Origin of the sequence: Amycolatopsis sp. TNS106 (assembly GCF_019330265.1) — a bacterium.
GTDB classification, from domain to species: domain Bacteria; phylum Actinomycetota; class Actinomycetes; order Mycobacteriales; family Pseudonocardiaceae; genus Amycolatopsis; species Amycolatopsis lurida.
Genome location: NZ_CP024972.1, coordinates 6,773,846 through 6,795,877, shown reverse-complemented (window position 1 = coordinate 6,795,877; position 22,032 = coordinate 6,773,846). Strand labels below are relative to the sequence as shown.

Genomic DNA, 22,032 nt, shown 5'->3' with positions numbered 1-22,032 from the left:
ACAGCTTCCGCACAGCGACGGCGCCGACCATGGCCGCAACCGACCACACGGAGGCGACCAGAATGACCGAACCGACCAAACCCGCCGACCCCCCGGCGGCCGAGCCCGCCACCTGGGGCGCGCCTGTCCCGGCGGGTGAACCGAAGAAGACCTGGTCGGGCCGCAAGACGGCGATCGCGGCCGGGGTGGCGGTGGTGATCGCCGTCGGCGGCGGGGCCGCGATCTGGGCCGGAACCGCCGCCAACGGCGCCGTACAGGGCGGGATGACGGGCGGCCCCGGCGGCGGCCGGGTGCTCATGGGCCCTGGCGGTGGCATGCCGCGCGACGCGCTGCACGGCGACTTCGTCGTCTCCGACGGCAAGGGCGGCTACAGCACCGAACGGATGCAGACCGGCGAGATCACCGAGATCAGCGCGACGTCCGTCAGCCTGACCAGCAAGGACGGCTACAAACAGGTCTACACGATCGACGCGTCGACGAAGAAGACCGGTGATCCCAAGACCGGCGAGACGGTGACGGTGCACGCGAAGGTCACCGGCGGCACCGCGACGGCGACGAGTATCGGCAAGCCCACGCAGAACCAGCGCGGTGGGCCGCCCGGTCAGGGCCAGGACGGCCAGCGGCGCTACTGAGCCAAGACGGCGAGCAACGCGGCGGCCGTTTCGGCGGGTTCCTGTCCGGAGGTGTCGAGGACGACGCGATCGCCGCCGGAGCGCCGCATCCGGGCGGCCTCGGCGACCGCGCGCGCGGCCACCCGGTCCCGTACGCCGGGTGGCGCGCCGCGTAGTTCGTCGCCTGCCAGCAACGCGGACTCGCCCTCGGCCCGGCGACGGACCCGCTCGGTGAGCGTCGGTTCGTCCGCGTCGAAGTGGACGACGGTGACCGCGCCGAAGACCCGCCGGTGCTCCGGGCGGAATTCCCTGGCCACGACGATCAACCGCTTCGCCCCGGCGTCGCGATAGCCGCGCCACACGGCCGACAGGTGTGCCGCCTCCAGCGCCGGATCCGGGGCGGGGTGTGCGAACCCGAGTTGCGCGAGATCGACGTACGCGACGGGCAGGTCGCGCTCCCACAGGTCCCGCAGCGCGCTGAACGCGGCCGTCGACTTGCCGACCGCCGTCGGGCCGGTCACCACGGTCACCGGCCCGGGCAGCGGCAGGCCGGGATCCGGCGGCCGGACGCTCCCGGCTTCCACGGCACAGCGGTGGAACAGCGCTTCCACGGTGTCCTCGGGCCGCTGCCCGGTCGTGTCCATCTCCTCGCCGAAACCGGCGCGGTCGTAGGCGTCCGCCACCGCGAAGAGGTCGGGCAAGGCCGCGGCGGGTGACCCACGGCCGAGGAACCGGCGCTCGAGTTCGTCGCGGTCACACGTCAGGCGGACGAGCGTGAGGTCGAAGTCTCGGCTCTCGATGTACGGCTTCGCCGGGTCCACCACACCGGACACGACGAGTTGCGCGGTACCCCGCAGGTTTTCCAGCACCCGCAGCAGGTTGGCCGCCTTGATCGCGTGCGAGGCGTCCCCGCCGCCGGGCGGCGGGCCGATCAGCCCGAGCTGGTCGATGTCGACGTACGCGACGTTGCCGCCCGCTTCCCCGATGCGGCGGTACAAACCCCAGGCCGTGGTGGATTTCCCGGTACCCGGCGCGCCGGTCGTCCAGAGCACGGGCGTCTTGGCGGTCCCCATGGCTTTCGATCTTAGGAACCCCTGTCCAGCGAAATAGGGCAGAGTTGGTCGCGTGCGGGACATCAGTGGTTCGCTGGCGAGGCAGGCCTGGGCGGTCGCGGCCGTCTGCCTGGTCGCCGACGCCGGGCTGTTCCTCATCGCCGGCCCGCCGCTCTCGCTCGGCTGGCAGGCGTGGGTGGTGCTGCTGGGCGGAATCCTCGCGAACATCGCGCTCGCCGGGCCTTCACGGTATTCCGGCTGGGTTTCGGCCGCGCACGGCGCGCTGCTCACCGCCGCGCCGCTCCTGCTGTATCCGTACGACGATTACCTTCAGGCCACCAACGCGGGCGTGCTGATCGCGGGTTATCGCGCGGGCGCCTGGCTTTCGACCAAACCGGCGCTGGCCGCGCTGGCGGCGATGCTCGCCGGGCTCGTCGCCTGCAACGTCATCCCGGTCGACCGGGCTGACCGGGACTGGCGGCTGCTGCTCATCGATGTCGGTGTCAGCGGCCTGCTGCCCTGGATGGTCGGCCGCTACACGACCGCGCGGCGCGCGTACATCGCCGACCTCCAACGCGCGGAGGAACAACGGCGGCAGCACGAAGCCGAAGCGGTCCGCCGTGCCGTCGCCGAAGAACGCACGACGATCGCCCGCGACCTGCACGACGTGATCTCCCACCATGTCAGCGCGATCGGCGTGCACGCGGGCGCCGCGCGGCTCGGGCTGCCGGAGGGCGAACCGGCCGTCCGGCGTTCGCTCTCGGCGGTCGAATCGTCGAGCCGGGCCGCGATGGCCGATCTGCGGCGTCTGCTGGATCTGTTGCATGGCAGGGAGAACGGCGACGCGCAGCGGCAACCGGGGCTGGACAACCTCGACGAGCTGCTCGACAACCTCCGCACCGCCGGGCTGCCCGCGCGGCTGACGAGCCACGGCGGGCCGCGGGAACTCCCGGGTTCGGTGGACATCGCGTTGTACCGCATCGCGCAGGAGGCACTGACGAACGCGCTCCGGCACGGCTCCGGCGGGATCGTCGAGATCGATCTCGCCTACCGGCAGACGGAGGTGGTCCTCACGATCACGAACGAGATCGGCCACGCGAACGCGGCGGCCGAGTCGACGAAACGCGGCCTCGCCGGGATCCGGCAGCGGGTCGCGTTGTTCGGCGGACAGGCGGAATGCGGACCGCTCGACGACGGCAGGAGCTGGCGGGTCCGCGTCGGTTTTCCTTTGGAGGCACAGTGATCCGGGTTCTGCTCGCCGACGACCACGCGATGTTCCGGTCCGGCATGCGCGCGGTGCTGGACACCCAGGCGGACTTCGAGTGCGTCGGCGAGGCGGCCGACGGACGCGAAGCCGTCGCTCAAGCGGCCGAGCTGCGCCCGGACGTCGCCGTGCTCGACGTCCGGATGCCCAAATTGGACGGTCTGGCCGCGACCGAGGCGATCATGTCCGCGCCGGGGAACGACACCCGCGTCCTCGTGCTGACGACCTACGACTCCGACGAGTACGTCTATCGCGCGCTTCGAGCCGGCGCGAGCGGGTTCCTGCTGAAAAGCCTCGCCCCCGAAGAACTCGTCTCGGCCATGCGGGTGGCCGCGCGCGGCGACGCGCTGATCGACCCGACGGTGACCCGGCGGCTGGTCTCGACCTTCGCCACCAGCATCGAACCCGCGGCCGCCGAACCGGCGGAACTGGAACGGCTCACCTCGCGCGAACGCGAAGTCCTCCTCCTCGTCGCCGACGCCTCCAGCAACGCGGAGATCGCCGCGCATCTCCACGTGGGCGAAGAGACGGTGAAGACCCACGTCTCCCGCATCCTGGCGAAGCTCGGGCTGCGGGACAGGGTGCACGCCGTCGTCTACGCGTACCGGAACGGGCTCGTCGGCGGACGGTGATCGGTTCGCCCGGCGGGGCTCGTGGTGCCAGAATCGCCACAGGGCACGTTCGAGGCGGGGAGCTGTGGATGAAACGCTGGGTCGGGCTCACGGTCGGGCTGGTCTTCCTGCTGGTCGGCGGCGTCTGGGTGCTCCAGGGCGCCGGCGTGCTGACCGGCAGCTTCATGACCGGGCAGAAACTGTGGTTCCTGATCGGACTGGTCGCGTTCCTGGTCGGGGTGGTGCTGGTGGCCGCCACGGCCCGCCGCGCGCGCCGGGCACCCACCGACGACTAGCCCGCGGCTCTCCGCTTTCGGCCTCCTGCGGTTGCCGCCACAGCCCCGTCCCTCGTGCCCGGACGGCCGACACACGTGACTGGACGGCCAACTCGCGTGACTGGACGGCCGACACGGGGCGAGGGCCGTTCACGGGTGTGTCGTCCACCTGATCACGCGAGTTGGCCCCCTGATCACGGGAGTTCGCCATCTGATCACGCGAGTCGTCCGGTCAATCACGCGAGTCGTCCGTCTGGGCACGCGTCGGCAGCGGGCAGTCGACGCGTGACTCGCGTGATTGGGGACGGGACTCGCGTGATTGGGGGCGTCACTCACGTGATCGGAGGCGTGACTCGCGTGATTGGAGGCGCGACTTGCGTGATTGGGGGCGTAACTCACGTGATCGAAGGCGTGACTTGCGTGATTGGGGGCGTGACTCGCCGCATCAGGCGAGTTTGAAGATCGGGTAGCCGGGCGCGATCTCCAGCAGCTTCTCGTCGGACGCCTTCGCGTCGACACCGTCGAAGAACACCCCGACCTCGAACTTCCAGCGCTTGAGGTACGCGCGCAGGATTTCGGGCTTCTCGGCGTCGGCGAGTTCGGTGTAGGTGAACGTCTCGGTGCGGCGCCCGACGCTGAGCTGTCCTTCGCCGGCGACGCGCAGGTTCCGCACCCACTGTGTGACACCGCGAGGCGCGACCAGGTAGCGCTCACCGTCCAGCTTCAGGAGGTTGACCGGGACCGAGCGCAGTTCGCCGCTTTTGCGGCCGCGGACCGAAAGCACCCGGCTGCCCAGGACGCTGACGCCGAGCCTCGTCAGCTTGAGCACGAATTCGTTGAACGCGCTGGTCGCCTTGGCCGGCTTGAGGTAGCGGGTCGTGGCGGCGGAAGCGGTGGTGGTCATCTCGTCTCCTCGAAGTCTTCGAGAGCAGTGCTCTCTGTTAAGAGCAGTGAACACCAGAGCAGTGCATCGTGTCAAGAGCAATGCTCTCGTTTAGGTGCGATGCTCTAAGGTGAGAGCATGGCTGCCACTCAGACCGCGCGCGAACGCGCCCGCGCCGAGCTCACCCGTGAGATCAAGGACGAAGCCCGCCGCCAGCTCGCCGAAGTCGGCGCACTCGGGCTCTCGCTCCGCGCGGTGGCCCGGGAGCTGGGCATGGTCTCGTCTGCGCTCTACCGATACTTCTCCAGTCGCGAGGAGCTGCTGACCGCGCTGATCGTGGACGCCTACAACGCCGTCGGCGAGGCCGCGGAGGCGGCCGACAACCCGAAGAAGACCTCGCTGGAGCGATGGGAGTCGATCTGGCACGCGGTCCGCGCCTGGGCGAAGGCGCACCCGCACGAGTACGCGCTGATCTACGGTTCGCCGATCCCCGGCTATCAAGCCCCGCAGGACACCGTCGCCCCCGCCGGCCGGGTGGCGTTCGCGCTGGTCGCCGTCCTCCGTGACGCGAACCTCCGCGTCGAGACCGAGGTCGGCGAGATGCCCGTCGCGCTACTGCGCCAGCTCGACACCCTCGCCGGGATCCTCAAGATCAATCTGGGCCCCGAGACGGCCTCCCGGCTGATCATGGCCTGGACCCAGCTGTTCGGGATGATCAACTTCGAGCTGTTCGGCCAGTACGTCGGCTCGGTGGATCCGGCGGACGACTTCTTCGCGCACGGGATCCGACAGATGGCCGAGTTCACCGGGATCAGGATGACCGGCTGAGCGCGGTCCAGGACCGCATCAGCAGCTGGACGGCGTCCACCACGTCCTCGTCTCCGGTCCCCTCGGGGCTGAGGAAGCGCTGCAACAGGAGACCGTCCTCGAGCGCGTGCAGGATCAGCGCGAGAAAGGCCGGGTCGGCGGGCGGTTCGACACCGCGCGCGGCGAGTTCGGTCCGGACCGAGGTCTCCAGCAGCGCCCTTGTCGACTTCTCGCCCTCGCCGACCAGCGGTCGCGCGTCGGGATTCCGCAGCGCGTAGAGGGCCAGCTCAGTACGCAGGGTCAGCCAGCCGGCGAGGTGCTCGGCGCGCTCGACGTTCCACGCGCGCAACCGGTCCATCATCTCGGCGAAGGAGCCGACACCCTCCCGCAGCGCCGCGACCTCCTCGACCTCGCGCTGGGTCCTGCGGCGCAGCAGTTCGACGACCAGCTCGTGTTTGCCGTCGAAGTTGCCGTAGAAGGCACCTCGGGTGAATCCGGCCCGTTCGGCGATCTGTTCGACGGACGTGCCGTTGACCCCTCGGTCGGAGAACAGCTCGGCGGCCGCCGCGAGCAGGCGCTGCCTGGTCTGCTCACGGCTTTCTTCCCGCGTCAAGCGTTTGGCCGTCACACGGCGATCTTAGAGTTCGGTGTTCGCCTTCCGGCCGGTCAGCCACACCCCGCCCGCGAGGACGGCGACGGCGACCACGACGGCCAGTGCGGTGAGCGACCACAACGCCTGGCTCGCCAGGAACGCGGGGAAGGCGCCGAAGAGGACGGCGACGAGGAGCAACGGCGTGGTCCGGACGGCTGCGGCGGCGGGGACGGTGGCCATGGGAGCTTTCCCTTCGGGGTGGGGCGCGGAACACTCGGTTTTCGCGGAGGAGACCGCGCCGGACGGGTGGCCTTACGCCGAGCAGGGCACGGATCACCCTTCCGGGCGAGATATCGGCGTGGCGGCTAGCGTCACGCCGGGAACGACATCGAGGGAAAGGCGGCTCGCGGTGGAGAAGTGGGCGGAGCAGGTCGGCAGGATCCGGGTCATCGGAACCGGGGTGATGGGCCGGGGCATCGTCCAGCTCGCCGTGACGGCGGGACTCGAGGTCGAACTCGCCGACGCCCGGCCCGACGCGGTCGGCGAGGCCATCGAGCAGGTCGGCGCGATGCTCGGCAAACTCGCTTCGAAGGGCAAGATCACCGAGGAAGCCGCCGAGGCGGCGAAGGGCAGGCTGATCGCGGCCGAGGGTCCGCTGGCGCCCGCCGACGGCGTCGACCTCGTCATCGAAGCGGTGCGCGAGGATCTGGAGATCAAACGCACGCTGTTCGCCGAGCTGGAGCGCGTATGCGGGCCGGACACCGTGTTCGCCACCAACACCAGCTCGCTTTCGGTGACCGAGATCGGGGCGGCGCTGACCGATCCCGGCCGGTTGCTCGGCCTCCACTTCTTCAACCCGGTCCCGTTGATGCGGCTGGTCGAGGTCGTGCCCGGCGCGCGGACCGCAGCCTGGCTGCCCCCCGCCGTGACGGAACTCGTCCGCGGCTGGGGACACGAACCCGTCCTCGCCCGCGACGCGCCGGGCTTCCTGGTCAACCACGCCGGCCGCGGGCTGGGCACCGAGGCATTGCAGATCCTCGCCGAAGGGATCGCGAGCCCGGCCGAGGTGGACCGCGTCGCCCGTGACGTGCTCGGCCTGAAACTCGGCCCTTTCGAACTCCTCGACCTCACCGGTCTCGACGTCTCGCACGCCGTGCTCGAGAGCATCTGGAGCGGCTTCCACGGCGAACCGCGACTGCGGCCGTCGTGGCTGACGCGTCCGCGCGTCGCCGCCGGGCTGTTCGGCCGCAAGAACGGCGAAGGCTTCTACTCCTATGTGGACGGACAGCAGCAGGTCGAGCCGGAACCGGCCGCGCCGGAAGCGCCTGCCACGCCGGTGTGGGTCGACGACGAACGGCTCGGCACCCTGCTCTCGGCGGCGGGCATCCAGGTCGTGCACTCCGCGTACCCGGACACGGTCCTGATCGTCAGCCCGATCGGTTCGTCCACTGTGGACGCAGCACGCGCGGCAGGCCTTCCGGCGGAACGGGTCGTCGGCGTCGACCCGCTCGGCGGCTACCGGAAACGCCTGACGCTCTCGGTCCACCCCGCGCTCGACCCGGCCGCCGGCCGCACCGCCTGGGGCGCGCTCGCCGCGACCGGCCTGCCGGTGACCGTGGTCCGCGACGGTCCCGCGCCGATCGCGCAGCGGCTGCTGGCGTCGATCGTCAACACCGCCTGCTTCATCGCCGGGCAGCGGCTCGCGACGCCGGAGGACATCGACACCGCCGTCCGGCTCGGCCTCGGTTACCCGCGCGGGCCACTGACCTGGGGCGACGAGGCGGGCGCGGATCTCGTGCTGCGGGTGCTGCGCGGACTCGCCGCGAGCACCGGCGACCAGCGCTACCGGCCGAGCGCCTGGCTCACCGAACGTGTCGCGCTCGGCCTGCCCCTCACCTCGACCGGCACCACCCCCGCTGATCTGCTGCGCTGACACCCGAAGCGTGTGAAGGCCCCGGTCCTGGTGTGGAAGGGGCCTTCACCCGAGATCACCAGCGGCGGTCGGTCACCGCACCGGTGGTGCTGTTCCAGAACACGTACCCGCCCTGGAAGTTGTTCTGCCGTCCGCCGGAGACGGAGACCTCGTCCGTCGTCGGGTAACGCAGGTACGACCGCTCCCAGCCGAGCGCCGCCCAGCGCTGCCGGATCGCCCCGTAGACGGCGTGCGCGTCGGTCTGCGTCGTCCAGTAGACCGATCCGCCCTTCGTGAAGTGGTTGTACCGGCCGACGCCGTCCGGAGTCGCGGTCTCGTCGGTCGACGGGTATCCGAGGGGACTCCTCTCCCAGTCGAGCTGCGCCCACTTCGCACGGATACGGCCCCAGATCGCCTTGGCGTCGGTCTGCGCCGTCCAGTAGATCGACGCCTTCTTGCTGAAGTGGTTGTAGCGGGCGACGCCGTCCGGCGTGCCCGTTTCGCCGGTGGTCGGATATCCCATCGGCCCGCGCTCCCAGCCGAGCGCCGCCCACTTGACCCGGATCCGCCCGTACACCACGTGCGCACCGGTCGACGGGGTCCAGTAGATCGACGACTGCATCGGGCCCGGCCGGTGCGGGAAGTGGTTGTACCGGCCGATTCCGTCCGGTGTGGCGGTCTCGTCGGTCGCGGGCGGCCCGAAGGTCCGGTGCCCGCCCAGCGCGAGGTATCTCGCCAGGATTTCGCCCTCCATCTGCTTCACACCGGTCTCGGCGCTCCAGTAGAGCCTGCCGTTCGTGTACGGCCGGTAGCGCACGGTCCCGTCGGCGACCTCCGGCCCGGTCGGCACGCCGAGCCGTTGCCGCAACGCGGGTTCCGCCTGGTAGCGCCGGTCGATCGGGGTGAGGTAGTTCGCGGTCAGGGTCAGGTCGCCCGCCGGGACGGTGACGGTCACCGTGCGCGTGGTCCTCCCGTCGGACCAGTTCGCGAACGTCGAAACACCGTCCGCGGCGATCTCCTCCGCCACGACCTCGAACGTCGCCCCCTCGGTGACCATCGCGGTGCTGACCCCGCCCTCGGCCGGGATGCTCAGCGCCGCCGGGACGGCGGATTTCAGGGTCAGCCGGTGCTCACGCGGCATGGCGACGTAAGTCCTGCTCGCCGTCACCCCGGCGCTGTCCGTCACCGTCGCGGTGATCTCGACCCTGGAGTCCTGGTGATCGGTGAAGGGCACCGTGAAAACCGGCCCGCCGCCCGGTGAACCGGGATGCGCGTGGCAGGTCGCCTCCTCCGGGCAATGCCGGATCAGCGTGGTCCACGCGACCGGCAGCGCACCGTCCTCGGCGTCGGTGGCCGTGACCTCGGCGACGACCGGTTCCCCGACGGCGAACGTCCGCGAACCGGGATCCGTCATCGCGAGTTCCGGTGAATGGTTCCCCGGCACCACGGTGACGTCGGCGCTCGCGGACGCGCCGAGCCGATCGGTGACGGTGAGGCGCGCTGTCGCCCGTTCGACCTCGGCGCCGTAGGCATGGGTCACGCGGACACCGGTCTGACTCGTGCCGTCGCCGAAATCCCAGCGGTACGCCAGCGGATCGCCGTCGAAATCGTAGGAACCGGCGCCGTCGAACGTCACCGTCCTCGTCGACGGCTCGGTGCTCGACGTCGCCACCGCCACCGGTTCCGCGTTCGTCCCCGGATAACTGAGCCGGCGCAGGTTCCCGGTATGGATGTCGGCGAAGACGATGTCGCCGTTCGCCGCGGCCGCGAACTTGACCGGGCCGCCGACGCCGGTGAACTTCGGCGGCCGCTCGGGGGCGCGGACGAGCCTGCCCTGGCTGTCGTACGTCATCGTCCAGATCTTCTGCGTGACATAGTCGCCGAAGAAGAACGCGCCCCGGTATTCGTCCGGATAGGACGATCCACTGTAGACGATCCCGGCGGTGACGCTGTTCCCTTCGTCGGCACCGGAACCGTGGTGGTACGCGGTGATCGGGGGCGTGTTGACCACGCCCGCGCACCCCGCGAGGCCGGAATACCCCGGCGTCGGGGTGTTTCCTTCCCAGCAGGGCCAGGCGTGGTTCGCCCCCGGCCGCACGATGTCCACTTCTTCCCAGGTGTTCCAGCCGACGTCCCCGACGATCGGGAGGCCGAGCCGCGGGTCGAGGGAGAACCGGAACGGGCTGCGGTAGCCACTGGAGAAGACCTTGGACCGATTGGCGTTCGGTGTGGCGGCGGAGAAGTACGGGTTGCCGGGGACGCCGGCGCCGTCCGGGGTGACGTGCAGGATCTTGCCGTAGAGCTGATCGAGGTCGAGTGAGCGCAACGCGCCGGGATCCATCCTGGTGAAGTCGGCGGCGTCGCCGATGGAGATCCACAAGGTCCCGTCAGGCGCCGCCACGAGCCCGCTGATGCCGTGGACGTTGTGGAACCCCGGAAGGTCGACGAGCACTCGTTCGTTCGCGAGACCCGTGGGGACGTCCGTGCCGGTCACCGTCCAGCGCGCCACCCGCATGGTGAACGCGCCGCCGCTCGTGTCGAACGACCACGCGAGGTAGAGCCGGCGGGAGGTGGCGAAATCCGGCGCGACGGCCAGTCCGACAAGGCCGAGGTCGCCGTCGTCGTGGACGGGAAGGTTCGCGATCGTCCGCGCCGGACCACCGGTGGGCACCCAGGCGACCTTGCCGCTCTTGCCGATGCTGAGCACCGAACCGTCCGGCAGATAGGCGAAATCGGTCAGATCGAAGGCGGCTTGACCGCTCGGCTGGTCGCGCAGGACGAAACCGGAAGGCAGGGTCGGCGCCGCACTCGCTTCCGGTGCGCCCACCCATCCCGGGAGAAGCAGGATGGAAACCGACAGTACGGCGAACAGGCGAACGAGTGCCCGGCTTCTGACCATCTGCGCTTCCCTGCTTCCGGCGTGTCATGGCACGTCGCCGGAGGCGGGGAAGTCATTGCCGCCGGGAGCTTTCATTTATCTCAAAGCAATCGAACCGCAATGATCGTCACGCGGTGGAGCGGTCAGGCCACGACCTGTACGACGCCGCCCTTCTGCAGCATCGTGAAGTACTTCTGCGAAGCCGCCGCGGACAGGTGGATGCAGCCGTGCGAGTACACCGAGAGGCTGCCCGTGTGGAAGGCGATACCCGGCAGGAAGAACACGGAGTTCGGCATCGGCGCGTCGAACTGCTTCGAGTGGTAGTTCTTGACCTTGGCCGAAACGTGGAAGACACCGGTCGGCGTGGCGTACCCCTTCTTGCCGGGCAGCTGCTTGACCGGGCCGTAGATGACCTTGCCGTCCTGCAGCAGCCACGTCTTCAGCGCGGAAAGGTCCACACAGGCGCTCACGCCCGGCGAGGCCAGCGCGGCCTTGCAGGGAACGTCGGCGGCGTTCGCGGCGGGCTTGGGCGTCGGCTTCGGCGTGGGTTTCGGCGTCGGCTTGGGCTTCGAGGACGTCGGCTTCGGCGTGGAGCTGCTGCTGCTCGGCGTCGGCGTCGGAGACGAGGTGGCCGGTGCCGATGAAGGCGCCGACGTGGTCGTGGTCGCGCCCTGAGCGATGCCACCGCCGCCGGGCGCGCTGCCGCCCGAGTTGCCGGAACACGCGGTCAGCACCAGCGCGGTGGCCAGTGCGGTCCCCCCCACCAGGAACTTCTTCACGACCCGTACCCCCGTTTGCCCGTAGTCCGTCTGACATGGGTAAAGACGGAGCTCACCCGTCCGGGGTTGTTGATCGGAAGGTCACGATCGCGTCTCAGGGCACGCGGCCGACGACCCGCGCGTACATCCGGCCCGGATTGGCGCCTTCGTCCAGATATCCGGGGAGCGGCGGCAGGTCCCGCGCGAACCCGGCCAGCCTGCCGAACAGCTCGTTCGCGTCGGCGGGGCGCCGTTCGGGGTCCTTCTCCAGCAGGTCCGCGAGCAGATCGTTCAGTCCACGCGGGACACCGTCCACTTCGGCCGGACTCTCCTTGACCTGTTTCTCGAACACCGCGTACGCCGTCGGCCCGGTGAACAGCTGCCTGCCGGTCAGCATTTCGTGAAGGACGCAGCCCAGCGCGTACAGGTCACTGCGCGGTCCGGCGATTCCCCGCTGGATCTGTTCTGGCGCCATGTAGGCGGGGGTGCCCAGGATCTGCCCGGCCCGGGTGAACTGGGCGACGTCGGTCTCGCGCAGCATCGCGAGCCCGAAGTCGAGCACCTTCACGCTGCCGTCGGGGCACAGCATCAGATTGGTGGGTTTGAGATCGCGGTGGCAGATGGACAGCGCGTGCGCGGCGGACAGCACGGCGCAGGCCTGCGCGGCGATCGCGGCCGCCCACGGCACCGGCAGCGGACCGTGTTCGGCGGCGAGATCGGCGACGGTCACGCCTTCGATGAACTGCATGACCTGGTACAGCCGTTCGTCGTAGGTGCCGAAGTCGTAGAGCGTCGGCGCGCCCGCGTGTTCCAGGGTCGCGAGGATCCGCGCCTCGCGGATGAACCGCTGTTCGAGTTCGACGTCGGGACCGCCGGGAAGCCCCAGGAACTTCACCGCCACGCGGCGGCCGAGATGCCGGTCGTGGCCGGCGTAGACCGCGCCCATCCCACCCCGGCCGAGCGGCAGCTCGTCGAGTTCGTAACGGTCCGCGATCAGCACCTAGTTCCCCGGCCTCAGTTGACCTTCCGTCAGTCCGGTCAAGCCTAGCCTCACCAGCTCCAGGCCCGATTCCGCCGCCTCGCGCAGGGCTGCCTCGAAGGCGGCGAGGCGGGTGAACGCCTCCCCGTGAGCACGCTGCGTCTCGATCGGCAGGCGCGGGATCCGGGTGCGCCTGAGGTCGATCCTGGTGGAGGAGGCCGGGGCGAGCTGCCCCGCCGCGCGCAGGCATCCGGCGAGGAACGCGGCGTCGAGCCGTTCGGGATCGGTGCGGTACTTCGACATCGTCGGCTCGGCCTCGACCGTCTCTCCACTGTGGACATAAGCGGGCACGGAGGGCGACGCGATGACATCGCCTTCTTCCACCGATTCCGGCACGGTCAGCACGCCGGACTTCAGCAGCTCACCGAGCGTGACGAACGAGGGTTTCCCGTCGGACACCGCCAGCGACGGCAGTTCCGGCCGGATTCCCTCGAAATACCTTCGGACTTGGACAAAGGCCTCGCCCGCGTGTTCGTCCCGATCCTGATACCGCGCGGGGGAAAGGTCGATCTCCTCGTCGAGCAGATCGATGATCCGGACCGCGCCCGCCACCTCGGCGCCGCGCAGGTGATCCCGCCACTGTTCCTCCACAGTGGACGGATCGGCCAGCAGGAGCACCCTGGACGGCGGCCGCTCGCCGGCTTCCGGCCGCCGCAACAACCAGAGGTCCGCCGCGCCGACCGTGACCACGGCACGCAAAGCTCCGGCCCGCAACAGGTTCCCGCGGATCCGCCGCCCGGTGCGGCGGCCGGCGGCGGCGGACGGCATGCGGATCGCGACCAGCCCGCCGGGTTTCACATGCGCGAGGCAGTGCTGCACCCACGCCAGTTCGGGCTCGCCGCGCGGCGGCTGGCCGTACACCCAGCGCGGGTCGCCGACGAGTTCGTCGTAACCCCACTCCCGCTCGTTGAACGGCGGATCGCAGATGACCGTGTCCGCGAGAACCCCTTCGTAGGAGTCCATCGACAGGGCGTCCGCCCCGTACATCTCCATGTCCGCGCCCGCGAGCAGCAGCCGGTGCGCCGCGATGCAGGAAGTCGCCGGATCGTCGACCTGGCCGAGCAGCCGGGTCCCGCCGGAGGCGAGCAGCAGCGTCCCGAGTCCGCAGGCGGGGTCGAGCACCACGCCGGGCGCGGGTCCGACGAGCCGGGTCATCAACTCGGCCACCGGTCCCGCGGTGACGGACAGCTGACGGGAGTGCGCCTCGACATAGCGTTCGCACAGGAACTCATAGGCCTCGCGCGCGCCTCGCTCGCCGGCGAACCGGTCCAGCAGTTCGAGCAGCTCGGCGTCGTCGTATCGCGGCGAGAAAGTCCACGCATGCCGCTGCGACAGGTACGACCCCACCCTGCCGACCCGGTCGCCGAGCGCCAGGTCGTCGCCGAGGTTCCGCAGCCGCTGCCAGATCCGGTCCCCGAGCGAGATCTCGACCGGCTTTCCCCGTTCACGCAGCCATTTTTCGACGGCGTCCAGGGAAAAGAAGGGGCTCGACGCCGTCCCGCCGACGGGCGGCGGAAAATCGCCGTAACGTCGACGCCAGTTGCTGACGGCGGCGCGGCCGACGCCGGCGATCCGCGCGATGTCCGCCGCCGTGACGGTGGCTTGCTCCTCCATCGCCGCATCGTAACCGACAGCCGACTATTCCAACCCTTTGTTTGTGAACTCAGTACACAACTGCTTTACTGGGGTCCATGAGGTACACCCTTCGGTACGCCGCCGGCTCGGACGTCGGGCGGCGCCGCCAGGTCAACCAGGACTCGGTCTACGCCAGCACCAGGATGCTGGCCGTCGCCGACGGCATCGGCGGCCAGCCGCACGGCGAGGTCGCCAGCGCCGAGGCGGTGGGTGTCCTGTCCCGGCTCGACAAGGACCTCCATGGCTTCGACCTCGCCGACGTCGACCTGGTCGAGGTGCTCTCCGGTGGCCTTCGCGCCATCGACGACCGGCTCGCCGCGACGGCCGAGCAGGAGCCCGAGACGCGAGGCATGGGCACCACCCTCACGACCGTGCTGTTCGACGGTTCCCACTTCACGGCCGCCCACATCGGCGACTCGAAGGGATACCTCCTCCGCGGCGGCACGCTTCAGCGCTTCACCCGCGACCACACGCTCGCGCAGGCCCTCGCGGACGACGGGCGCATCGACCCGTCGGAAGTCGAAGGACACCCTCGCGGCTCGCTGTTGATGAAAGCCCTCTTGAGCACCGGCAGCGGCGAAGCGGACATTTGGACCTTCGACGCCGCGCCCGGAGACCGTCTCCTGCTGTGCTCGGACGGGTTAACGGCAACGGTTGTCGAAACCGTTATCAAGGACGTCCTGGGGGCCTTCCAAGATCCCGCGGAGACCGTCCCGAGACTGATCGACCTGGCCAACGAAGGCGGCGGGCCGGACAACATCACGTGCGTCGTGGCCGACGTCGTGGACGCTTCGCGCCTGTGACGGCTTGAAGCCGCAAACGCAGGTCAGACCCGCCTTCGAGGGGGCGAAAGGGCATCCGGTAAAGTTCCCCACGGAGGATTGGCCGAGCGGCCTAAGGCGCACGCTTGGAAAGCGTGTTGGGTTCACGCCCTCGCAGGTTCGAATCCTGTATCCTCCGCCGTCAGCAAGGCCCCGGACGTTCCGACGTCCGGGGCCTTGTTGATTACTTAGCAGGACCTTCACTTAACAGAGTCAGTTGATCACGCTAAGTTTAATAGTGGTCGTTCCAGCCCCCGACGTCCCAAGGAGTCCGCCAAAATGGCCGGAGTCGAAGAGATCCGCGCTGGTATCGCGCTCGCGAACGAGAAGGCATCCGCGAGCATCGCCGCACTTCAGCAGGCCGCGCAGTCTCTCGAAGAAGCCCAGCTTTCGCTTTCCCAGGCCACCCAGGGCAGCACCCAGCACGAGGTGAGCCAGGCGCACGGGCTCCTCGCCGAGGCGCTGCAGGGCATCACCGGGATGCAGAGCACCATCCAGGCGGGCATCTCGTCGGCCGAGTCGTACTCGACCCGTCTCTGACATGTACCTCGAGGAGCTGCACCAGCTGCTGACGGCCGTCCAAACCGGCCTCGCCGACGGACGCGCCCATGCCGAGCGGGCACGGAGCCTGCTCGAGGAGTCCAGGCGTGCCATCGTGGAACCCCAGGCCCAAGCCGTGCCATGGGTGCCGCCGCAGCTGGCGCAGGCCGACGAGGGAATGGAAAATCTCCTGACGCGCCTTTCCGCCGCTGACGACCTGGTCAGCGGCTACCAATCCCGCCTCTGAGATCGGCGAGCCGGTATGGGCAGCAAAGCGAGTGAACAGCGCAATCGCGTCGTTACGGCGCTGGAGCGGGTCCGGCACCAGATCGGGCTCGTCCTCGGCGCCGCCGCCGGCGCCCGCCAGTCCGCCGAGGCGGAACTGGCCAAACTGGAACTGGAACAGCACATAGTCCGGGTGGGGATGAACAACTCCACCTCGGAGCAGTACGCCGAATGGTCGCGGCATCCCGCCGCGAACGAGGTGTTCGGCCTGCTCGGCAGTGTGCGCGGCCAGTTCTACGCGGACTGGGAAGCGGGCCCGAACGCGTTGCGCGAACTCGTCGCGCACAACGCGCCGGGGCCCGCGAGCCAGCCGCCGGGCAACTGGCTCGGTCGCGTCGGCGGGAATCCCGGCATCACCGCGCCGGGACTGTGGCGTGTCGGCTCGGCGACCGTTTCGGGCAAGGACGTCCCGCGCACGTTCGACGTCGCGGTGCCCCTGCTCGACGAGTCGCACCTGTCCATCACGTCGGCGCCCAAGACCAGGGCCGCGGTGGACGGCATCGTGCAGAACCTGCTGATGCGGATCCTGAGCACGTTCGAGCCAGGCGCGGTACGCGTTCACCTGTGGGACGTCGGGCAGCTGACCGCGATCCTGCCCGACCTGTACCCGCTGAGCCGCACGAGCGCGCTCACGCTGTACGACCCGGGACGGCTCGAAGACCTCCTCGACGAGCTGGCGGGCCACATCCGCCGCATCCACGCGACCGGGATGCAGGCGGGGCACACGTCGCTGCGGGAGATCCGGCGGGCGAGCGGCCAGCGCGTCGAACCGTTCCGCGTCGCGGTGCTCTACGGCAACGGCGAAACCCTCGAACCGGAGCGCGCCCGCGAACTGAAGCGAGTCGCCACCGGGGCGCTCGCGGCCGGGATCTGCCTGATCCTGGTCGACGTGCCGACCATGCTGTCGACCTCGGTCGAATCGCTGAGCCTGCACGACGAGCGGCGCGCGAAGAGCAGCATGACCGGCCCTGACCTCGTCGTCGACCTCGACCCGCCCATGCCGTCCGGGCAGGTCATCCGCGCCGCCGGGCGGATCGCCGAGGCGCTGATCGCCAAACAGGGCGGGCCCCGCGCGTTCGCCGACCTCCTGCCGACCGAGCTGGGCAAGGAAAGCTCGGCGCGCGAACTGCGGGCGCCGGTCGGGTTCTTCGAGGGCGAGCCGGTGGAGGTCGTCATCGGCGACGCCAGCCCGCACGCCCTCATCGGCGGGCCGAGCGGTTCGGGGAAGACGAACTTCCTGTACTCGCTGCTCGGCAGCCTCGCGGCCCGCTACTCGCCGGACGAGCTCGCGCTGTACCTGCTGGACTTCAAGGAGGGCGTGTCGTTCGCCGGGCTCGCGCCCGGGCGGCGGGACGCCAGCTGGCTGCCGCACGCCAAGCTCATCGGGGTCAACGTCAACACCGACCGGGAGTTCGGCCTGGCGCTGCTGCGGTTCCTCGCCGACGAACTGCGCCGCCGGTCCGCCGCGGCGAAACTGCACGAAGTCACCAACCTCGCGGACCTGCGCGAGCAGGACCCCGGCGGGCACTGGCCGCGGATCGTCGCGGTGATCGACGAATTCCAGTACCTGTTCGCCGGCCGCGACGGCGTGACCGCGACCGCGACCCAGCTGCTGGAGGACATCGCGCGGCGAGGCCGGTCTCAGGGCATCCACCTGGTGCTGGCGAGCCAGGACGTCGCCGGGATCGAGGCCTTCTGGGGCAAACCGGCGGTGTTCGAGCAGTGCACGCTGCGGATCGCGATGCCGAAGGCGCGGCGCGTGCTTGCCGAAACCAACAACGCGGCGGTCTCGGCGCCGAAGTGGCACGCGGTGATCAACCACGATTCCGGGGTGGCACACGGCAACCAGCTCGCCCACGTACCGGACGCGAGCACCAAGGACGTCTTCAACAAGCTGCAGCACCGGCTCTGGGAGCAGTACTCGGAGTCGTTCAAACGGCCGCGGCTGTTCGACGGCGCGCATTCCCCCGTGCTGGAACAGTTCCCGGCGTTCGCCGACCTCAAGCCGACGGACCGGCCGCGGGCGCTGCTCGGCCAGTCCATCGACGTCGACGAGGCCGCCTGCGGGGTCGAGCTGCCGAAGGCGCCGGGGCGCAACGTCGCCGTCCTCGGCGCGGCCACCGCGGAAGCACTGTCCATCATGGACTCCGCCGCTCGTTCACTGGCCCGCCAGTATCACGGCGAGTCGGTGGAGTTCGTGCTCTCGTGCCCCATCGAAGCGTCCGTCCCCGCGGTGGCCGAACTCGCCGAGCGACTGCGCGCGGACGGACACCAGGCCACCCTCGTCGACGATTTACCCGCCCGGGTAATCGATATCGCGGAGAATCTGTCCTCTTTGGACAAAGCGCAGGTGCTGCTGCTGTACGGCGTCGACGCGTCGATTCCCGCTCTGGAGGCGAAGGCACCCGGACAGCTCAAGAGCGGTTTGGATCAGCTGCGGGTGCTGCTGAAGCAGGGTCCGACGCACGGCGTCCACACCATCGGCTGGTGGCGCAGCATCGCCCGGCTGAAGGACACGCTCGGTTTCGCGGGCACGGACGACATCGGCACCTGGGCGGCGTTGGACGTCCAGGGCAACGAACTGTCGCCGTTCGCCGCCGGCCAGGTCGTGCACTGGTCGCCACGGCCGGGCCGGGCGCTGTTCTTCGACCGCACCACTCACGGCGCCCCTGAGGTGATCATCCCGTTCCAGCGTCCGGAAGGGCTTCTCGATGGATGACGGCACCACCGCGGCCATGCGGTACAAGGAGATCGTCGGCCTCGCACGCGCTTCTGCGGAGAACCTCCGCGACTGGGAGATCGGCCGCGCGGACGAACTGGAGGCCCGGCTCGCCGAAGCGCACCAGGCCGTCGCGGACGCCGCCGAACGCGAGCAGCGCGCCGTCGACCGGTGCACGCGCTGGTGGAAGATGGCTCAGCACAACGTCGAAGGTCTCTCGTGGCTGCCCGACGACGAAGACCCGCGTCCGGTGCCGACCGCGCGGCCCGGCTACCTGGAGAAGTACCTCGAAGAGGTCAAGCCGAGCTACCAGGAACTCGTGCAGGCGGTGCTTTCCCTGGGGTGGCGCGCCAAACGCTCCTGACCCCGCGTGTCGTCCCTCCAATCACGCGAGTTCGCCTTCCAATCACGCGAGTTACGCCTCCAATCACGCGTGTTACGCCTCCAATCACGCGTGTTACGCCTCCAATCACGCGAGTCACGCCTTCAATCACAAAAGTTACGCCTCCGATCACGCGTACTCGATGGAGGGAATTTGTGATCGGACGGACGACACGCGTGATCAGACGGACGACACGGGTGATCGAGGGCGTGACTCGCGTGATCGAGGGCGTGACTCGCGTGATCGAGGGCGTGACTCGCGTGATCGAGGGCGTAACTCGCGTGATCGGAGGCGTAACTCGCGTGATCGGAGGCGTAACTCGCGTGAAGGCCCCCTTCCCTCGGCTGAGCCGGGGGAAGGGGGCCTTCACGCGGGAGAGCTACGGCTTCGGCAGGTAAGGGCCGAGCACCTTCTCCAGGTAGTCCGCCAGGTCGTTGAACGCGTCCTGGACCGGGTTGCCCGCACTCGGCCGGAACCGCAGCACCTGCGGATCGTGGTCGCTCGCCTGCTTCGCGAACTCGGCGTTCAGGTGGACGACGTCGTAGTCGAGCCCGCGCGGCGCCTTCGACGCCAGGATGTGGTCCAGCACCTGCGACTGGCCCTCGAAAACGTAGCTGTACCGCTCGTTCTCGGGCAGCGTCGCGATGAGGTCCTTCAGCGCGCCACCGGCGGTAAGCGTCTCGACGGCGGGCGAGAACGGGTAGTCGTTCAGGTCACCCGCCACGACGATGTTCGCGTTCTTGTCCGACGCGAGCAGCTTGTCGATGAAGCCACGGAGCACGGTCGCCTGCTTGGCCCGCTGCACCTCGGAACTCCGGACCGGCGGCTGGTTGCGGCCGTGGGTCGGCTGGTCGCCGCCCTTGGAGTTGAAGTGGTTCGCGATGACGAATACGGTGCGGCCCTTGAAGACGAACTCGCCGACCAGCGGCTTGCGGCTCGCCGCCCACGCCTCGTCCGCCGGGTCGACCCGGCCGGGCGAGACGGTCAGATGGGTCTTGCCGCGTTCCTTGACCACGTCGACGGGCGTGGTCGCGTTACCGCCCGGACGATCCACAAAGGACACACGCGCCGGGTTGAACAGGAAGCCGACGCGGATGTTGCCGCCCGGCTGGCCGCCGTCCTTGCCGTTCTCCGGGTCGATCTGACGCCACTCGTAGCGCGGGCCGCCGGCGGCGACGATCGCGTCGACGAACTTCTGCAACGTCTGATCGGCGGCGACGGTGCCGTCGTTGGCGGGCCCGTTGTTGTCCTGGATCTCTTCCAGGTTCAGGATGTCCGGCTTCGCCAGGTTGCCGACGACGGCCTTGGCCAGCTCACCGAACTTCTCCGCACTGTCCAAAGCGGACAGGTTCTCGACGTTGTACGTCGCCACGGAGAGTTCACCACTGCGCTGCGCGCGGGTGCTCTCGCGCTGCAACCCGTTGTCCTTGGCCGCGCCCAGTTTCGTCGCGAACAGCGTGTAGCCGCCGAAGTTGCTGTACTCGACCGGGCCGGAGGTCTCGCCGGTGAGGACGTCGCCGGTGTTGACCTTCGGGAACGGCTGCTGGGCGAACGGGATCAGCGACGCGACCTTGAGCACTCCGGTGTTGAGCCGGTCGTAGTCCAGGTACACCGCGCCGCCGCGGACGCTCGGGTTCTGCTTCGGCTTGGTGGTCACGTAAAGCTCGTTGAACGACGACGTCGGGCCGACGACGCGCGCGTCGGAGACGCTGACGATCTCGCTCTCGTGGGTCTCCCAGAAGTCCAGCGAGTACTTCGCGGGCTCGAGCGGCAACGGCTCGATGCTGCCGCCCGGCGCGGGAGCGATGGTGTCCGGCACCGTTTCCGGCGTGACGACGGTCGGGGCGGGCAGGGCGTTCCCGCTCGACTGGACCGTCCACTGTGCACTCGTCAGCTCGGTGAGCGACTGGTACGGCGAGGTCGCGGGAGCGTCCGGGTAGAACTCGCGGACGGTTCCGCCGGCAGTCACCGCGTCGCCGACGGCCACGGCGGGCGTGGTCGAACCGGTGATGACGAACAGGCCCTCGCTGGTGCGCGGGTCGGCGTCGGGCGCGGTGTCGGTGATCCAGAACCCGCGCGCCGAACCGAAGCTCCGGATCGCGGTCACGACACCGGTGACCCCGGCGACCTTCCGGTCCTTGAGCGGCGAGATCCGGGTGGTGCCCTGGATGTCGTGGATCTTGGCGTCGACCGGCGGCGGACCGGTCTCACCCGGCGTCTCACCCTTGCCGTTGGTCGGCGTGGGCGCGCCGGAAGTGAAGTCCGCGGCGTTGTCGTCGGTGTCCGCGAGCGTCGTCCCCCTGGCGACGGAGGCGGTGTTGGACGGCGCCGGCGCCGGGGAACCCTCGCGGATGACGGCGGCCGCGCCGAAGCCGACCAGGTCCCTGATCCGGGTGTCGGCCGCGCAGTCGGCGGCCGTCTTGCAGGTCAGCGCCGTCGTGCCCTGGACGAGCGCGATGGTGCCCGCGGTCGCGGACAGGGCCAGCGAGCCGGTGGCGTCCGGCGACGGCAGCGCGACCGTGCCGCCCGAGCCCTTCGCCTGCGCGATGAGGTACCGCGCGCCGGGCGCGACACTGCCGGCCAGCGGCGTGACCTGCCAGCTGTTCCCCGACGCGGGCGCGTACTGGACGCTGAAACCGTCGAGGCTCACGACGGCCGTGCCGCGGTTGGCGAGTTCGACGAAGTCGTTGGTCAGCGTGGCGCCCGAGTTGCCGCCACCGCCGTAGACCTCGGCGATCACGCCGTCGGCGCTGGGCGCGGCGAGCGCGGCCGGAGCGGAGACGCCGCTCACGACCAGGCCGGAGGCGACGGCCACGGTCAGGGCCCGTCTCCGGGCGGCACGTCGGGATGTGGTCACGCTGGGTCCCCTTTTCACAAGATCGGTCGAGGCATACTCCCCTGAACAAGTGAAATGAGGAAGACGACAAGGCAACGATTCGTCACCGCTAGCCCGTTCGGACCCTGGTCG

Annotated in this window: 20 protein-coding genes and 1 tRNA gene; 12 read left to right on the top strand and 9 right to left on the bottom strand. The window is 69.7% G+C overall.

What is annotated here, in order from left to right:
• Window positions 1-62: 62 nt before the first annotated feature.
• Complete coding sequence (locus tag CVV72_RS31255; RefSeq protein WP_219147377.1) at window positions 63-632, top strand: hypothetical protein; 570 nt, start codon at window positions 63-65, stop codon at window positions 630-632.
• On the opposite strand, the gene CVV72_RS31250 is transcribed toward CVV72_RS31255, so the two are convergent.
• The gene (locus CVV72_RS31250) at window positions 626-1,684 is read right to left on the bottom strand and encodes an AAA family ATPase (protein ID WP_219147376.1); all 1,059 of its coding nucleotides are present in this window, start codon (window positions 1,682-1,684) and stop codon (window positions 626-628) included. The two genes, CVV72_RS31255 and CVV72_RS31250, sit on opposite strands and share 7 nt — an antisense overlap.
• A gap of 52 nt (window positions 1,685-1,736) precedes the next feature.
• Between CVV72_RS31250 and CVV72_RS31245 the strand changes: the two genes are divergently transcribed.
• From CVV72_RS31245 to CVV72_RS31235, 3 genes are all read left to right on the top strand, one after another.
• Window positions 1,737-2,906, top strand: coding sequence for a sensor histidine kinase (locus tag CVV72_RS31245; protein ID WP_219147374.1), 1,170 nt, complete (start codon window positions 1,737-1,739; stop codon window positions 2,904-2,906).
• Window positions 2,903-3,559, top strand: coding sequence for a response regulator transcription factor (locus CVV72_RS31240; protein WP_034314566.1), 657 nt, complete (start codon window positions 2,903-2,905; stop codon window positions 3,557-3,559). The genes CVV72_RS31245 and CVV72_RS31240 overlap by 4 nt, the downstream gene beginning before the upstream one ends.
• 68 nt (window positions 3,560-3,627) lie before the next feature.
• Window positions 3,628-3,834 (top strand): hypothetical protein, encoded by a 207-nt coding sequence (locus CVV72_RS31235; RefSeq protein ID WP_219147372.1) that lies wholly within the window; start codon window positions 3,628-3,630, stop codon window positions 3,832-3,834.
• 424 nt (window positions 3,835-4,258) lie between these two features.
• Here CVV72_RS31235 and CVV72_RS31230 read toward each other — a convergent pair whose 3' ends face one another.
• Entirely contained in the window at window positions 4,259-4,717 is a 459-nt protein-coding gene (locus tag CVV72_RS31230) for a nitroreductase/quinone reductase family protein (RefSeq protein WP_219147369.1), read from the bottom strand.
• 117 nt (window positions 4,718-4,834) lie between these two features.
• Between CVV72_RS31230 and CVV72_RS31225 the strand changes: the two genes are divergently transcribed.
• Complete coding sequence (locus tag CVV72_RS31225; RefSeq protein WP_219147367.1) at window positions 4,835-5,524, top strand: TetR/AcrR family transcriptional regulator; 690 nt, start codon at window positions 4,835-4,837, stop codon at window positions 5,522-5,524.
• Here the strand turns inward: CVV72_RS31225 and CVV72_RS31220 are convergent.
• The gene (locus tag CVV72_RS31220; protein WP_219147365.1) at window positions 5,508-6,131 is read right to left on the bottom strand and encodes a TetR/AcrR family transcriptional regulator; all 624 of its coding nucleotides are present in this window, start codon (window positions 6,129-6,131) and stop codon (window positions 5,508-5,510) included. The two genes, CVV72_RS31225 and CVV72_RS31220, sit on opposite strands and share 17 nt — an antisense overlap.
• Window positions 6,132-6,140: 9 nt before the next feature.
• Window positions 6,141-6,335 carry a hypothetical protein gene (locus CVV72_RS31215; RefSeq protein ID WP_219147363.1) on the bottom strand — a complete coding sequence of 65 codons (195 nt, stop codon included), beginning with the start codon at window positions 6,333-6,335 and terminating at the stop codon, window positions 6,141-6,143.
• A 169-nt stretch (window positions 6,336-6,504) separates the two neighbouring features.
• Between CVV72_RS31215 and CVV72_RS31210 the strand changes: the two genes are divergently transcribed.
• Window positions 6,505-8,028 carry a 3-hydroxyacyl-CoA dehydrogenase gene (locus tag CVV72_RS31210; RefSeq protein WP_219147361.1) on the top strand — a complete coding sequence of 508 codons (1,524 nt, stop codon included), beginning with the start codon at window positions 6,505-6,507 and terminating at the stop codon, window positions 8,026-8,028.
• A 55-nt stretch (window positions 8,029-8,083) separates the two neighbouring features.
• Here the strand turns inward: CVV72_RS31210 and CVV72_RS31205 are convergent, their stop codons facing one another.
• The 4 genes from CVV72_RS31205 to CVV72_RS31190 form a co-directional block, all read right to left on the bottom strand.
• Complete coding sequence (locus CVV72_RS31205; RefSeq protein ID WP_219147358.1) at window positions 8,084-10,906, bottom strand: PQQ-dependent sugar dehydrogenase; 2,823 nt, start codon at window positions 10,904-10,906, stop codon at window positions 8,084-8,086.
• A gap of 122 nt (window positions 10,907-11,028) precedes the next feature.
• The gene (locus tag CVV72_RS31200) at window positions 11,029-11,664 is read right to left on the bottom strand and encodes a L,D-transpeptidase (RefSeq protein ID WP_219147356.1); all 636 of its coding nucleotides are present in this window, start codon (window positions 11,662-11,664) and stop codon (window positions 11,029-11,031) included.
• Window positions 11,665-11,758: 94 nt separating this feature from the next.
• Complete coding sequence (locus CVV72_RS31195) at window positions 11,759-12,643, bottom strand: serine/threonine-protein kinase (protein ID WP_219147354.1); 885 nt, start codon at window positions 12,641-12,643, stop codon at window positions 11,759-11,761.
• The gene (locus CVV72_RS31190; protein WP_219147352.1) at window positions 12,644-14,296 is read right to left on the bottom strand and encodes an N-6 DNA methylase; all 1,653 of its coding nucleotides are present in this window, start codon (window positions 14,294-14,296) and stop codon (window positions 12,644-12,646) included.
• A gap of 77 nt (window positions 14,297-14,373) precedes the next feature.
• Here CVV72_RS31190 and CVV72_RS31185 point away from each other — a divergent pair, with 77 nt between their 5' ends.
• From CVV72_RS31185 to CVV72_RS31160, 6 genes are all read left to right on the top strand, one after another.
• On the top strand, window positions 14,374-15,120 hold the full coding sequence (locus tag CVV72_RS31185) for a PP2C family serine/threonine-protein phosphatase (protein ID WP_219147350.1): 747 nt from the start codon (window positions 14,374-14,376) through the stop codon (window positions 15,118-15,120).
• A gap of 72 nt (window positions 15,121-15,192) precedes the next feature.
• Window positions 15,193-15,277, top strand: a tRNA-Ser gene (locus CVV72_RS31180).
• Between the two features lie 140 nt (window positions 15,278-15,417).
• The gene (locus CVV72_RS31175; RefSeq protein WP_005167132.1) at window positions 15,418-15,678 is read left to right on the top strand and encodes a hypothetical protein; all 261 of its coding nucleotides are present in this window, start codon (window positions 15,418-15,420) and stop codon (window positions 15,676-15,678) included.
• A 1-nt stretch (window position 15,679) separates the two neighbouring features.
• A complete protein-coding gene (locus CVV72_RS31170; protein ID WP_016337967.1) occupies window positions 15,680-15,925 on the top strand; it encodes a hypothetical protein in 246 nt (81 codons plus the stop codon).
• A gap of 15 nt (window positions 15,926-15,940) precedes the next feature.
• Complete coding sequence (locus tag CVV72_RS31165) at window positions 15,941-18,682, top strand: FtsK/SpoIIIE domain-containing protein (protein WP_219147349.1); 2,742 nt, start codon at window positions 15,941-15,943, stop codon at window positions 18,680-18,682.
• Entirely contained in the window at window positions 18,675-19,046 is a 372-nt protein-coding gene (locus tag CVV72_RS31160) for a hypothetical protein (protein ID WP_219147348.1), read from the top strand. Before CVV72_RS31165 ends, CVV72_RS31160 begins: the two co-directional genes overlap by 8 nt.
• 397 nt (window positions 19,047-19,443) lie before the next feature.
• Here the strand turns inward: CVV72_RS31160 and CVV72_RS31155 are convergent, their stop codons facing one another.
• On the bottom strand, window positions 19,444-21,921 hold the full coding sequence (locus CVV72_RS31155) for an endonuclease/exonuclease/phosphatase family protein (RefSeq protein ID WP_304511296.1): 2,478 nt from the start codon (window positions 21,919-21,921) through the stop codon (window positions 19,444-19,446).
• Between the last annotated feature and the right edge of the window lie 111 nt (window positions 21,922-22,032).

Coding starts and splice junctions, on each gene's coding strand:
- CVV72_RS31250 (WP_219147376.1), bottom strand. CDS start 1,684: ATGGGGACCGCCAAGACGCCCGTGCTCTGGACGACCGGCGCGCCGGGT.
- CVV72_RS31230 (WP_219147369.1), bottom strand. CDS start 4,717: ATGACCACCACCGCTTCCGCCGCCACGACCCGCTACCTCAAGCCGGCC.
- CVV72_RS31225 (WP_219147367.1), top strand. CDS start 4,835: ATGGCTGCCACTCAGACCGCGCGCGAACGCGCCCGCGCCGAGCTCACC.
- CVV72_RS31205 (WP_219147358.1), bottom strand. CDS start 10,906: ATGGTCAGAAGCCGGGCACTCGTTCGCCTGTTCGCCGTACTGTCGGTT.
- CVV72_RS31175 (WP_005167132.1), top strand. CDS start 15,418: ATGGCCGGAGTCGAAGAGATCCGCGCTGGTATCGCGCTCGCGAACGAG.
- CVV72_RS31215 (WP_219147363.1), bottom strand. CDS start 6,335: ATGGCCACCGTCCCCGCCGCCGCAGCCGTCCGGACCACGCCGTTGCTC.
- CVV72_RS31160 (WP_219147348.1), top strand. CDS start 18,675: ATGGATGACGGCACCACCGCGGCCATGCGGTACAAGGAGATCGTCGGC.
- CVV72_RS31165 (WP_219147349.1), top strand. CDS start 15,941: ATGGGCAGCAAAGCGAGTGAACAGCGCAATCGCGTCGTTACGGCGCTG.
- CVV72_RS31170 (WP_016337967.1), top strand. CDS start 15,680: ATGTACCTCGAGGAGCTGCACCAGCTGCTGACGGCCGTCCAAACCGGC.
- CVV72_RS31190 (WP_219147352.1), bottom strand. CDS start 14,296: ATGGAGGAGCAAGCCACCGTCACGGCGGCGGACATCGCGCGGATCGCC.
- CVV72_RS31235 (WP_219147372.1), top strand. CDS start 3,628: ATGAAACGCTGGGTCGGGCTCACGGTCGGGCTGGTCTTCCTGCTGGTC.
- CVV72_RS31255 (WP_219147377.1), top strand. CDS start 63: ATGACCGAACCGACCAAACCCGCCGACCCCCCGGCGGCCGAGCCCGCC.
- CVV72_RS31185 (WP_219147350.1), top strand. CDS start 14,374: ATGAGGTACACCCTTCGGTACGCCGCCGGCTCGGACGTCGGGCGGCGC.